We start from the raw sequence: 13074 nt of genomic DNA, 5'->3' as shown, positions 1-13074 counted from the left end.
CTCACCCTTGTGGTGAGCGGCAATCCTAGACTGCGCTATGTAACGATGTTCGCGTTCACTGTACGGTTCACAGAATATGAACAGGACCCCCGGTTTGTGTGGGCTGTTGATATTTTAATAGATGTTTCGGTGGTCATAGCGTTGGGGAAACACCCAGTCTCCATTCCGAACCTGGAAGTTAAGCCCTTCAGCGCCGATGGTACTGCGACCGGGAGGTCGTGGGAGAGTAGGACGCCGCCGGACTTTCACACTGTTAAGGGCCACCCCGCGAGGGGTGGCCCTTAACATATGTCCGGGCACATTTGTCTGGCCGTAACGATGCTGCCGCTGCCTCTCCAGCCGTCAGCGAGCAGCCGATCGTCAGCGCCGTCAGCGGCTTGTCGGCGGCACCGGCCGATCTGTGGCGCCACACGTCGAAGTTGGACTTCGGGACTTGGCCCGCACGCCGTGAGCTCCTGACTTCGGTCATCCTCGGTGCATCCAAACCCATCCACGGCGCTGACCTGCGACGATGCTGTCCGAGCAGGCGAGCTGAGGCCACTCAGAAGGTCGGGCGCGGGCCCGGATCTGCACCACCGTCCAAGTGCGTTCCTGACCCGTCCGGTACGGCGCGCTGAGCGTGAATCGCGCGAGGCGCGCAGAGTTAGACGGTGCTGGCGGTCGGCCAGGCCATCACCAGTGGTTCGTTCGGCCGGTTGCCCGCCTGCGCCGCGAGGTGCCGGCCGGTTGTGATGGCCCGGGCGTCCGGAACACCGCGGTGTACCGACGGACGGGTAGTGGTTCGTTCAGCGACGTATCGACCCGCGTGCCAAGACAGTCGCCGACGGATAACTGAGGACCACTACCCGTTGGCCGGTACACCGGGACCTACGCCACCGACCAAACCCGGCTCCGGACATTCGGCCACCCTCGGCTCAAGCGAGCCGGACAACGACTTGGTCAGTGCTGGCGGACCGCCGTCGGGCCAGAACCAGACCATGGCGTGCTGCTCGCCCCACCTTGGCCAAAGTGTCCGGCGGGACGACCTTCACGAGGAGTCGTCCGGAGGTGTTTGAATTGCAGCCTTCGGCTGCTCGACTCAGGGACCAACCCAAATGACCGGAGTCAGGTTGGACTTCGGGGCTTGGCCCGCACGCGGTGAGCTCGCGCAGGACGCCGGCCTCCACGAGCGGGTGTGGAAGTTCTGGCAGCGCGGTGAGGACGTGACCGGGGCCTGTAGGAACCACCGGTACGAAGATCACCGCCGTACAGGGCGAGCTCGACAACGGTCAGGTCGTCGATGGCGTCGGTCTGCCGGATTCAGTCGGCTAGCCGTTCCAGGAGCGGCTAGGCGAAGAGGTCGATGACCTCCCGTCCGCTCGGCAGGGCGAAGGACGCCACGCGTGGCGGCGTCGTGCTGAAGCGGATCGTGGCGAAGTGCGGCACCGCGACTTTCGTGGCACCGGTGCGGGCGTTGACGACGAGGAGGTCCAGCACGCCCGTCTGGCGGTGTTCGGCCGCGATGGTGCAGGTCTCGTCGTCGGTCCACTGGCCGAAGTAGAACTTGGAGTAGGTCTGGTCCGGCAGGGCGATGCGGCGACCGGATGCGGTGTCCGCGAGGTGCAGCTTGGCCCACGCCGGCTCGACGTCCAGCCGCGCGTCGTCCGGCTGGGTCACCAGATACGCCGCCGTGGGGGACGGGAACGCCTGTTGGCCGACGAAGCGGACCGACGGCTTCTCGGTCACGGTCTTCGCGATCGTCAGGTTCACCGCGGGCGGGCGCTGCTCGAGTGGCTGCTGGAACACGATCTGCCCGGCCGCTACCGCGCGGACACCGTTCGCCCCCACGCCCGCGAGCGGCTCGCCCCGGTTCGCCTGGATGTCCCAGCGGTACGGGCCGTGGGCCGTGTCGAAGTACGCTGTGCCGCCGTCGATCGCGATCATCCGGGGGCCGTAGGCGAGGTCGACGAGCGGCCCGATCTTGTTGCCGATCGCGGTCCGTACGAGCTCCCGGCCCGCGGCGACGTCATACACCACTGACTCGTTGGGGAGCTTCGTTGGGTCGGTCCAGCCGACCAGGTTGCCCCGGAAGTCCGCGATGAGCTCCCAACTGGCCGTGCCCAGTTTCCGGGTGCCTGAGCGGTCGGCGACGTAGATGTTGTTGCTGTCGTCGAGGAAGACAAAGCCGGCGTCGGTCTGGACGAAGGCGGCGATCGTGTGGGGAGCCACGGAGAGGAGCTCGTCGCCGTAGTGGATGGTGCTGCCGACGGCGTAGGTGACGCGGCGCTCGGCGAACGAGACCGGCTTGGCCGGTTGGGGCTGGGACTCGCGCGGGCGGACGACGGTTGCGGTGCCGATCACGCCGGCGGCGGCCGCGACCGCGCCGCCGAGGACGCCGAGAGTGCGCCGGCGGGAGATCTGGCGGTTGCCGGCCGCAACGATGGCGTCGAGGTCGAGCGGCGGCGGCTCGGCGCCGGCGGCGCGTTCGGCCAGGGTGTCCTTGAGGAGGTTGTTCATTCGCTCATTCCTGCCTTCAGCACGACGTCGGCCCCCAACCGGGCACGAAGCTTCTTGAGCGCGTCGGAGACCTGGCTCTTCACGGTCCCGACGCTGCAATCGAGGATCTCGGCTGTCTGCGGCTCGGTGAGGTCCTCGTAGTACCGCAGGACGACCGCGGCCCGTTGCCGGGGCGCCAGCTGCTGCAGTTCGTGCCACAGCCAGACCCGCGCGGTCGAATCGTCGGCGGCCGTCGAGTCGGCCGGCCGATCGGGTACGTCGTCGTGCGGCCGTTCGGCGCGCCACGACTTCCGGCGCCACCAGCCGATCGCTGTGGTGGTGATGACCCGGCGCGTGTACGCCTCGGCGTTGTCCGGATCGCGGAGCCGGTGCCATCTGACGTACGTCGTCACCAATGCTTCCTGGACGAGGTCCTCGGCCAGACCGCGGTCCCCGGCCAGCAGGTAGGCGTACCGGAAGAGCGCGCCATGCCTACTGGTCGCGAACTCGGCGAACGCAGTCGAGTCGGCCATATCTCGTCCCCCTCGGATGTCTGTCTACCCTCCCTGATGGGAGGACGGCTGCAAAGGGTTGGGTGTTACGGCCAGAATTTCCGGCGAAACCGCTACTTGGCGCCTCTGGCTTGCTGGCTGGCGAAGTAGGCCACCTTGCGGGCGCGCATGACCTCGCCGAGTGGGCGGTGGTCGACCAGCGCGTTCCATGGGTCGAAGCGGGAGTCCTCGACGGTCTTGGCGAACTCTTCGTCGGGCTCCTGCTGCGGGATGGTCAGCCGGGCCACGGTCAGGTACGGCGTCGACCAGCTCGCGGAGGCGTCTTCGATCGGCGTGGTGGCCTCGTCCTGGAAGAACTGGACCTGGAGCTCGTGGACGAGCGGTGCCACGGCCAGCCGGCGGTAGAGGTCGGCACTCCAGTCTTCCGACGCGGTGCTGTCGACTTGATCGGAAGCAGCCCGGAGCCGGACGCGAACGGCGTACGGGCCGAAGGCAACAGGTGCCGCACTGAAGAAGTCGTGCGTGGCGAACCCGCTGAACGGTTCGCGGATCCCGACCACAACCTCACGGACCTTCGGGATCAGTGAAGGTGCGCTGATGAGCCGTCGGATCGCACCACCCGGCGTACTGCCTGTCGCGAGGACGACGCCGCTGAAGTCCTTGCTGGTCGCGGAACTGAAGTGCTCGTGGTTGATCAGCGCGAAGTCCTGGCTCTTGGCCGCTCCGCCCAGCGCTCCCTGCCCGGTCACGCCCCGCACCTTGATCGAGAACCCGCGGACGTCGGGCGCCTTGTCAGCTGCCACGTTGAAGCCGCCGTTCGAGATCCGCAGCCACGCCTCATACGTTGCCGGTACGGCGAACAGACCCTGCCGTGCGTACTCCGGCAACCCGTCGACGACCCCCAGCTGAGCCCGGAGAGCCGCCAGTTGCCGTCGGTGCAGCGCGCGCCCGACGCCGAACTTGCCTGACTTCCGCTGCTGCATGGCCACGAATCCAGCCGCCTGCTCCTGGTGCCGATCCTCCTCGTCAGCTCCGACGACCTCGTGCCACTCAGTGCTCGGCTCAACCTCTGTCATGCTTCCTACCTTCCATGGTGGTGACCCCATCATGGCGTGCGTGCGTGGAGGCGAAGTTACAGGAGCTGATCGAGCGAGCGCCGGATGTAGTCCATGGTCTTGTCCAGATCGGCAGCAAAGGCCGGGTTCACCTGTGCCATGCCGGCGAACCAGAGTCCGAACGCCACATCGCGGGTGGCGATGAAGTCGTCGAGGTGGGTGAGGTCGGGCAGTTCGCGGACTTCGCCGTACCCCTTGAGGAGCGCTGCGCGGAGGTCGGGATAGTTGTCGCGGTAGCGGTTGTCCCACAGCGGTACGGCGAGGTCGTAGAGCCAGTAGCCGAGACCGCAGTCGTCGAAGTCGATGACGTGAACGGCTTCGGCGGCGAAGAGAGCGTTCTCCAGGTGGAGATCGGCGTGGATCAGGCCGAACGCGTCTGAGGTTGTACCGAGGTCCGCCATGACGGTTCGCATCCGGCGGGCGATCTCGTCGAACTGGGCGCGGACCGGGGCGGGGAGCAGGTCCCAGCAGTCGGCCGCGGAGACACCGCCGTACTCCATGGTGTTGCCGAAGAACGTCTCCCAGTCCCAACGCATGCGGACGAGTTTGGTGGGTGGGGTCCAGGTGGCGGTGTGGTTGTGGAGTTGAGCGAGTACGGCGCCTAGGCGGTGGAAGTGGACGGGGCGCGGGTGGTTCGCCTGCATGCGACCGTCTTGCCAACCGAGAACCGAGCAGACGAGGTCGTCGGCGGTCGTAGTCCAGTCGCCGGTCCGGGTGCGGATCGGTGCGGGGACCTGCAGGTCGGTGTCTGTTTGCAGGGCGGCCAACCAGTCGAACTCCGAACCGACTGCCTGTCGGGAGTCGACGCCTGGGCCGTGGCGGTTCGGCCGGTGCACGCGGAGCAGGTAGCGGCCGTCGGGGGAGTCCACTCGGAAGGTCGTGTTCTCCCCATGCGCGATGAACGTCAGCCGCGGCTCGTCGATCACATACTCCGCCAGCGCACACACCGCCGTACGACGGATGCGCGCCACTTGCGCACGCTTCGACTCGAGCTCAGCCACCCAAGGAGCGTAGCTCCGCGAATTCACCCGCCACGACCGAATTTGCCCCTTGAGGCACTACCAGGTGCTGCGTTCGGCGTACCGCTCGAACCGAACCGGTACGCCGACCTTCGCGCTCAGGCAGTACGGCGGTTAGTCGGGGGCGGGGACTGGGTGGGTGGTGGGGGATTTGGTCCAGGTGATTTGGGTGGTGCAGGCGGTGACCAGGTAGGCGGAGAGGGCTACGGCGGCCATGCCGTAGAGGAGGGTGGTGGCGTTGGTGAGGGCGCCGATGGCGGGTGGGCCGGCTAGCAGGCCGAGGGTGCCCATGGTGGCTACGAGGGTTAGGGCGTTGGGGCCTTGTTTGGCGGCGGCTGCGTAGAGGCAGGGGGTGACAGCGGCCATGCCTAGGCCTACGCAGGCGAAGCCGATGAGGGTGGGGACGAGGCCGCCGATGAGGAGTGCGAGCGCCAGGCCGGTACCGGCGATGGTGGCGCCGGCGAGGACTACCTGGCGGTCGCCCCAGGCGGCTCGGCGGGCGTCGGCGAAGAGGCGGGTGATGAGCATGGTGGCGGAGACGACGGCGATGCCGAGGGGGAGGACTGCGGCCGGGGCGCCGATGATGTCGCGGAGGTAGAGGGCGGACCAGTCGTTCATGGCGCCTTCGACGACGGTGCCGAAGACCATGGCGACCGCGAGCCAGGCGATGGTGCCCGTCGGGATGGTGAGTTTGCCCTTGGCCTGTTTCTCGGTGGCCTGCTTTTCGGTGGTGGGCAGGTCGGTCGGCAGCAGGCCGCCGGAGGCGAAGACGATGAGTGCGACCAGGACGGCTGCGCCGATGACGAAGTGGGTCAGCAGGTTCGTCGTGACAGCAGTGACGCCGGAGGCGAGCAGTGCGGCGACGAAGATGCCTCCGCTGAAGGTGGCGTGCAGCTTCGCCATCGTGTTCCGCTCGTACTTCACCTCCAGCGCCGTGCCCTGCGCGTTCATCGCGACGTTGAGGCACGCGACCAGGACGCCGTCGATCAGCATCACCGCCAGCGCGATCGGCTGATTCGGTACGACGGCCAGGGACAGCAGCACGAGCGTGAGCCCCAGACAGGCAAGCAGTGCGAGCCGCCGCGAACCCAGCCGGGTCATCAGGAACGTGACGATCGGGAACGCGATCGCGGCCCCGATACCCGTGGCGAGCAACAGGAACCCGACCTCGGCGGCCGAGAGGTCGAGGGAGCTTTTGAGCATCGGGATCCGGGCGGCCCAGGTCGAGTACTGGAAACCGAGGAAGCCGAAGAGTGCAGCGATGGACAGCTGTGAGCGGCGGAACTCGTCACGCATGCGGAGAGCCCTTTCTAGAGGACCTTGGTCAGGTAGCGCGCGTTGGCGCCGTAACCAGTGGGGGCGGGGACGGCCGGATCGGGGCGGAAGCCGTTGGACGACCAGAACGGGAACGTGCCGGAGAGCGCTATCAGCGAGATCCGGTGGTAGCTGAGCGATCTCGCGACCGAGGTCAGATGCTCGACGAGGTGTCGCCCCAAGCCGGTACGGCGGAAGGCCGGGGCGACCGAAAGATCGTGCAGATGCAGGTTGGGCGAACCCGTCCAGACCCCGGTCGACGTCCCGAGCTCGGGATAGCCGCCGTACCGGAAGGGCATTGAGAGAACGTACGCACGCACCTCACCCGGCGCTCCGAGAACGAAGCAGGTCCGCGGAGAGAGCGCTCCCCAGGTTTCCAGCGCGTTCTGACCTTCGGAGAGACCGAGCGGTCCGTACGACGTGTGCTCCAGCGCGGCCAGGTGCGGCCAATCGGCATCGCCGATCGGCCGCACGAAGACTGTCTCAAGCATGAATCTCGACAGCATGGATCTCTGCAGCATGGGTTTCTTCCGGCAGCACGGTCACCGGCAGCGGCTCGAACCCGTTGAATTGCTGGGTTGTGTAGCTCGTGGAGTACGCCCCACACGACAGGATCCAGACCGGATCACCAGAGACGATCGCCTCCGGTACCCGGGCCGGCGTCGGCTCCTGACCGAACACGTCGTCGCTGTCGCACGTCGGCCCGGCGACGACCGCAGGGACCCGAAGACCCTCCGGATGCGTCGGGAACACCATCCGGTAGCGCACCTGGTCGACCTCGTACAGCCCGTTGAACTTCCCGCAGCTGAGGTACAACCACTGCTCCCGCTCACCGTCCGGCTGCTCTCGCGAAGTCAGCCGTACGACGTGCGCCCGGATCGCAGCGTGGTCCGCGACGAGATGCCGCCCCGGCTCCATGATGAACTCGACCGTGCTCCCGGCGATCTCCTGCAACCGCTTCATCCCGGTCCGGATGGTGTCGAAGAGCTCGGCCATCGACGGCTCCAGCGACGTACCGGCGCGGTCGAGGTAGCCCAGTGCTGGCAGCCCGCCGCCGAGGTTGATCCGGTTGATCTGGATCCCCACGTCGGCCAGCTCGGTCATCGCGAACGCCAACTGGTCGAAGGCGTCCTGCCAAGCCGCACTCGTCATCTGTTGCGACCCGACATGAACCGACAGCCCCGAAGGAACGAGCCCCTGAGCCCGGGCGATCGACATCACGATCAACGCGTCCCGCACCGAACAGCCGGCCTTGCGGTTGAGGCCCCACAACGCGCCCTCACCAGTGGTTCCCAACCGGCAGAACACCCGCGATCCCGGCGCGCTCGCGGCGATCCCGACGACGTCGGGAACGCTGTCGGTCGCGAAGTCCCGGATCCCGAGCCGGTAGGCCTCGGCGATGTTCCGGTCCGACTTCACCGTGTTCCCGTAATGGATCTCGTCCGGCGCGACGCCGGTCGCCAGTGCCTGCACGATCTCGTTGGGGCTCGCGGCATCGAATCCGGAACCACGCCGCGCCAGCGTCGCCAGGACGTCGTCGACCGGACACGCCTTGATCGCGAACCGGATCGCGAGCTCCGGCAGCTCCGAGGTCAGCAGGCTGTACGCCGCTTCGATCCCGCCCAGATCGAAGATGATCTGATCGTCGGCTGCGAGCTCCAAGGCGGTCCGCAGCCGATCACTCAACATCGTGGTCATGGGCGGAGACCAGCTCCCGCCGACTTGCTTGCCGTGATCAACGACTGCCAGACATCGATCAGTACGGCGAAGTCGTCCATGTCCTGACGCGCTTCGCTGAGCAACTGGTCGCGACGCTCGACGAGCGTCCCGGCGAAAGCGGCGTGCCGCCCGCCCAGCTGCTCGTAGGCAGCGCCGAGCCGATCGAGCCGATCCACGTTCTCGTCGATCGGCAGGTCGATGCTCCGCCGGACGATCTCGGCCACAGCCGCGGCGTCGACATCGCCCTTGTCGTCGCGCAGCGAACTACCGGCCTTGCCCAGGCCCGCATAGACATCCCAGAGATAGAGCATCGACAGGAAGAACTTCGTCAGTGCGAGCTGGTACGACGCGAAACCGGCGTCGGTCTTTCGTTCGCCGGTGTGCAGGTTCACGATGTGCCGGTTGTGCAGTACGCCGGGCAGTCCGGCGTCCTGCACGAGATGCATCAGGAAGTAGTCGCTGCCGATCGTGTCGGTTGCCGGCGGCAACGGCACCTGTTCCTGGATCCGGTGGAAGGCGATGTTCGACATGTCGACACGGAACGGGTCGACGACCGTCAAAGCCGACTGGTCGGCGACGAACGGCGCCGTTCCCGCGCCGGTGAACGACTCGGCCACCAGTGCGCGCTTCTCGGCCTCGGTCGCGTCGCCGGGCGCCCAGAGGCTCACAACGTTGTAATAGATCTCGGGATCGCGCTGCCGGATGTCGTCGATGTCGACGGACATGTCGCCGATGAACGACGCACCTGCCATCACCACGGGCAGGTCGTCGCTGTCGGGACCGAGCTCGATCGTCGACACCCGGTCCCGGGCCGCCGCGGCCGTCGTACCGATGGTGAGTTCGTGATGGATCGGGAAGATCTTCGCGCCGTCCAGCTCCTGGTAGGTGCAGTCGGAGTCCCGCCGGTGCACGGAGTCGCAGCCCAGCGCCGCCGCGATCACGAAGGCGCGGTTGGTACAGGCGCCGTACGAGCGGATGCCGGGGAGCATCAGGTGCAGGATCCGGTCGGGTTCGGCGACGCCCGCATCCTTGATCACCTGCTGGAGAAACACACTCTGCGCGGACTCGTCGAGGTGTACGACCTCGACACCCGGTGCCAGCGGCAGCTCGGCCAGAACCCGGACATGGTCACCGAAGTCGGCCGGCGAGCTCGAGTCCAGGATCAGCAGTGCGATCTCGACCTCGAAGTTCGAGACCGCGTACGCCGCCTCTTCGGCCAGCTCGCGCAGCATCGGAGCGCACGCCCGGTCGGTGGGCAGCGCCAGACAGATCCGCCTCACTTCGTGTCCTCTCCAGTGGAGCCCGCGCTGTGCCAGGAGTCGAGGCCCAGCAGCTTGCGGCCCAGTTCGGTCAGCTCGGCGGTCGGGTACCGCAGCGATTCGTGCTTGATCGGGTCACCGACCAGGGTCTGGTTCCACTCCGGCGTACTGAGCGTGCGCCAGGACTTCACGCGCGAGTCGACAAGCTCCTGATGGGACTCCAGCGCGGGCATCATCGACAGGTACTGCACGGACCGGACCTTGTCCGCGGACCGGTTCGGGGCGACGCCGTGGGCGAGCATCCCGTTCCAGATCAGCAGGTCACCGGCCTCGAGGCGTGGGCGGATCACCGGGAACTCGTTCCGATCGATGGCGGGTCGGATCGGATCGCGGTCCAGCGGCTGCTCGGCACGCCAGCTCTCGAACTGCCGGAACAACTCGGGGCAGCATTGGAAACCGCCGCTGTCGGCGGTCGTGTCGGTCAGAGCGATGAGGCCCTGGACTCGCTGCGGCAGGACGTCGAGGGTGCTGTCGACATCCCAGTGCAGATCGATGTCGAAGCCGGTCTCGGTAGCCGGGATCAGCGCCCGGTCGCGGTTGCCGAAGTTCGGGGGATTGAGGTTGAGCCGGTCGAGCGTCACCCACAGCTCCTCGGCGTCCCAGACGTCGGCGAAGGCGTCGTACACGCGCTGTGCCTGGCGGCTGTCCCAGATCAGCTGATGCTGGTACGCCTCGACAAATCCGTAGATGTAGAGATCGCGGTCGAGGTCGGAACGGAATTCACGCTCCGGATACCACGTGTCCGGCTGGTCTGCTGTCAGGCCCTGGAATTCAAAGGCGAACTCGAGCAGTTCCGCGGCGTGCGGAATCGCCTGTTTCACGATGGTGTAGCCGTAGGTCTGCCAGTGCTCGTAGTCGGCGCCGGAGAGTGCGCGCAGGGGCAGGGATTTCTGGACGTCACGCAGCGGAGTCGCGGCGAGATAGGTGTCCGCGTCAGCGCTCTCGTAAGGCACTTTCGACGCGGCGCGATAACGGTGGGTCTCAGCATTCGACATGGAATTCGTCCCCAGTACGGTCGGTCGGCCAAACCGGTTCAGTTCGGCCGGAGCTGTCCTTCACGGGAATTTCGCAGGAACCTTACCTAAGTATCCGCAGGAACCTTAGCAAAGTAAGTCCTGACCTGGCGAGGGGAGCGCTCTCATGCTGATATCAACTGCCCGTTAAGACCGCCGGGAAGGGCAGTGCGGGCGGCCGGAGCCGCCCACCCCTGGACGCGGCTGCCTCGGGCGGATCGGCCCGCGTCCGGTCGAGGTCCTTCCGCTGTAATCGACGACCGAGCGCCTAGAGTCCTGGCGTGGACCATCAGTTCTTGCTCATCGCCGGAGCCGGGCTCGCGATCATGATTGCGGCCTCGGTGTTCGCCCGCCGTACCGGAGTCGCCGCGCCACTGCTGTTGGTTGCGCTGGGCATCGGAGCCAGCTACCTGCCCAGTACGCCGACGATCCACCTCGAACCGGACATCGTGCTGGCCGGGGTCCTGCCGCTGCTGCTGTATTCCTCGGCGGTGCAGTTGCCGGTGCTCGACATTCGGCGCAACCTGTCGCTGATCGGCTGGCTGTCGGTCGTGATGGTGATCGTCTCGGCGCTCGCGATCGGCGCGGTGGTGCATGCCGTGTTCCCGAACATCTCCTTCGCCCTGGGTGTTGCGCTCGGTGCGGTGGTGAGTCCGACCGACGCGGTCGCGGCGACGGCGATCGGGCACCGGGTCGGCCTGCCGCCGCGCGTGATGATCGTGCTGGAGGGTGAGAGTCTCGTCAACGACGCCTCCGCGCTCGTGGTGCTGCGGACGGCGATCGCCGCGATCGGCGTTGCTGGTGGTGGATTCAGCCTCGGTCACACGGTTCTCGACTTCGGGTGGGCGGTGCTCGGCGGCGGGCTGATCGGTGGGGTGGTCGGCCTACTGACCGTTCTGCTGCGGCAGCGCCTCGACGATCCGGTGCTGAACACAACGATCTCGTTCGCGGTCCCTTTCCTGGCTTACTTCCCGGCCGAGGAGCTGAACGCGTCCGGCGTACTCGCTGTAGTGATCGCTGGGCTCTTGACCGGAGTCCTTGGTAGTAAGCGATTCAGTGCCCGTGATCGGCAGACGCAGGCAACGACCTGGACGACGGTCAGCTTCGTCCTGGAGAGCGCGGTCTTCCTTGCCATGGGCTACCAGTTGCCCGAGTTGGTGGATGCGGCTCGGGAGGAGACCACGGCTGGGGAGATGGCCGCGCTGGTCCTGATCGTGGTCGGACTCCTGGTAGTGCTGCGATTCGTCGGGTTGGCATGGCCGGCGTTGTCCGGCCGGTTCGGGCGTGGGGATCGCAACGAGCAGCAGCGGACGCGGCTGACGCAGTTCGAAGAGAAGCTCGATGCGATGAACCCGGACGGCGAGCGGGAAGAATCGCGGCTCGCCTGGGCCCGGCATCGGCTGGCCCGTGGCCGGGCGGATGTGGAGTTCGAAGAGCGGGAACCGCTGACGTCGCGCGGCATGCTCGTGCTGGCCTGGGCGGGAATGCGTGGGGTCGTGACAGTGGCCGCCGTACAGACGATTCCGGCGGACACCAAGCAGGCGGCGACCGTCGTACTGGCTGCTTTCCTGGTTGCGCTCTTCACCTTGGTGGTCTTCGGATTGACGCTGCCGTGGGTGATCGCGCGGCTGAAGTTCGAGTCCGAGAGCCCGGAGGACAAGCGGGATGCGACGCAGGCGTTGCTGCGGCGGATCGGTGAGTCGGCGATCGATGCGATGGGCCCGCTCGAGGAGCAGACGGTCGGCGGTGAGCCGCTCGATCCGGAGATGGTCGAAGCGATGAAGGAGCGGATCATTCCGCGGCTCGTCTCGGCCAGCCGGCAACTTCCGGCAGCTGCTGCGGCGAAGCCGGACAGCTTCGAGCAGATGGCCGTTGTGCAACGGCGCTACCTCGATGCGATGCGCGATGCGCTGGGGACCGAACGCAGTATCGGCGCCTACAGCTCGGACACCTTCCGCCAGGTCGAGGCGATGATCGACTCGATCGAGCGGCGCTTCAAGCCGGCCTGACCGGTGGGCGGCCCAGCCGCACCACCGGTCTGGGAACTTAGACGATCTCCCAGCTGATGTTGATGATGCCGACGTCGGTGTTGGCCAGGCTGGCGAACGCGGGCCGGCTCAGGTCGATCTTGTTGCTCGGGCAGGACGGGCACTTGTCGCGGATCGGCACGGTGATGACGTTGCCGTTGTAGTTGACCCGGATGGACCGCTGGCAGAGCGGGTCGTTGTTCGGGTTGGCCGTCGTCCACAGTGCGGCCGGTGCGGCGACGAGCCAGTCGGAGTTGGCGTTGATCTGGGTACCGCAGGCGCCGTACCCGGCATCGTTGTACCAGCTGGCCTGTCCGTTGACGGCGAAAGCGGTGCTGGTGCCCAGGCTGAGGGCGCCGACTGCGACTGCGGCACCGAAGAGCTTCGCGACCTTGTTCTTCATGGGTGATTTCCTCTCGGGGGCGTAGAGGGAACGTTGCGGGTTCAGTTGATCGGGAGCCGGTGGGGCGGGGCAAGAGTCATGCCCGAACCCTGTGGTTCGCCCCGCAGGTTTCGTCTTGCTGGGCTTTGGACTGCTGGGCTTTGGACTGCGGGGATCCC

General features: G+C 66.8%; 11 protein-coding genes and 1 rRNA gene. 2 read left to right on the top strand and 10 right to left on the bottom strand.

What is annotated here, in order from left to right:
• Positions 1-125 precede the first annotated feature (125 nt).
• A 5S ribosomal RNA gene (rrf, locus tag ACFVWG_RS22965) occupies positions 126-243 on the top strand.
• A gap of 1083 nt (positions 244-1326) precedes the next feature.
• On the opposite strand, the gene ACFVWG_RS22960 is transcribed toward rrf, so the two are convergent.
• The 9 genes from ACFVWG_RS22960 to ACFVWG_RS22920 all read right to left on the bottom strand — a co-directional run bounded on the left by ACFVWG_RS22960 (position 1327) and on the right by ACFVWG_RS22920 (position 10468).
• Positions 1327-2496, bottom strand: coding sequence for a hypothetical protein (locus tag ACFVWG_RS22960; protein ID WP_391545402.1), 1170 nt, complete (start codon positions 2494-2496; stop codon positions 1327-1329).
• Positions 2493-3008: a SigE family RNA polymerase sigma factor gene (locus tag ACFVWG_RS22955; protein WP_391545401.1), complete on the bottom strand. Its 516-nt coding sequence runs from the start codon at positions 3006-3008 to the stop codon at positions 2493-2495. Before ACFVWG_RS22955 ends, ACFVWG_RS22960 begins: the two co-directional genes overlap by 4 nt.
• Before the next feature lie 92 nt (positions 3009-3100).
• Positions 3101-4063, bottom strand: coding sequence for a hypothetical protein (locus ACFVWG_RS22950; RefSeq protein ID WP_391545400.1), 963 nt, complete (start codon positions 4061-4063; stop codon positions 3101-3103).
• A 56-nt stretch (positions 4064-4119) separates the two neighbouring features.
• Entirely contained in the window at positions 4120-5103 is a 984-nt protein-coding gene (locus tag ACFVWG_RS22945; RefSeq protein WP_391545399.1) for a phosphotransferase enzyme family protein, read from the bottom strand.
• Between the two features lie 132 nt (positions 5104-5235).
• Entirely contained in the window at positions 5236-6522 is a 1287-nt protein-coding gene (locus tag ACFVWG_RS22940; protein ID WP_391545407.1) for an MFS transporter, read from the bottom strand.
• On the bottom strand, positions 6432-6926 hold the full coding sequence (locus tag ACFVWG_RS22935) for a GNAT family N-acetyltransferase (protein WP_391545398.1): 495 nt from the start codon (positions 6924-6926) through the stop codon (positions 6432-6434). The genes ACFVWG_RS22940 and ACFVWG_RS22935 overlap by 91 nt, the downstream gene beginning before the upstream one ends.
• Positions 6919-8133, bottom strand: coding sequence for a hypothetical protein (locus ACFVWG_RS22930; protein WP_391545397.1), 1215 nt, complete (start codon positions 8131-8133; stop codon positions 6919-6921). The genes ACFVWG_RS22935 and ACFVWG_RS22930 overlap by 8 nt, the downstream gene beginning before the upstream one ends.
• A complete protein-coding gene (locus ACFVWG_RS22925) occupies positions 8130-9434 on the bottom strand; it encodes a DUF6271 family protein (RefSeq protein ID WP_391545396.1) in 1305 nt (434 codons plus the stop codon). The genes ACFVWG_RS22930 and ACFVWG_RS22925 overlap by 4 nt, the downstream gene beginning before the upstream one ends.
• Positions 9431-10468 (bottom strand): phytanoyl-CoA dioxygenase family protein, encoded by a 1038-nt coding sequence (locus tag ACFVWG_RS22920; protein WP_391545395.1) that lies wholly within the window; start codon positions 10466-10468, stop codon positions 9431-9433. Before ACFVWG_RS22920 ends, ACFVWG_RS22925 begins: the two co-directional genes overlap by 4 nt.
• A 299-nt stretch (positions 10469-10767) precedes the next feature.
• Here ACFVWG_RS22920 and ACFVWG_RS22915 point away from each other — a divergent pair, with 299 nt between their 5' ends.
• Positions 10768-12495 carry a cation:proton antiporter gene (locus ACFVWG_RS22915; protein WP_391545394.1) on the top strand — a complete coding sequence of 576 codons (1728 nt, stop codon included), beginning with the start codon at positions 10768-10770 and terminating at the stop codon, positions 12493-12495.
• Positions 12496-12532: 37 nt separating this feature from the next.
• On the opposite strand, the gene ACFVWG_RS22910 is transcribed toward ACFVWG_RS22915, so the two are convergent.
• A complete protein-coding gene (locus ACFVWG_RS22910) occupies positions 12533-12916 on the bottom strand; it encodes a cysteine/serine endopeptidase inhibitor (RefSeq protein ID WP_391545393.1) in 384 nt (127 codons plus the stop codon).
• Between the last annotated feature and the right edge of the window lie 158 nt (positions 12917-13074).

The sequence above is a fragment of the Kribbella sp. NPDC058245 genome, from assembly GCF_042882005.1.
Taxonomy (GTDB): Bacteria; Actinomycetota; Actinomycetes; order Propionibacteriales; family Kribbellaceae; genus Kribbella.
This window is presented reverse-complemented; position numbering and strand designations above follow the sequence as displayed.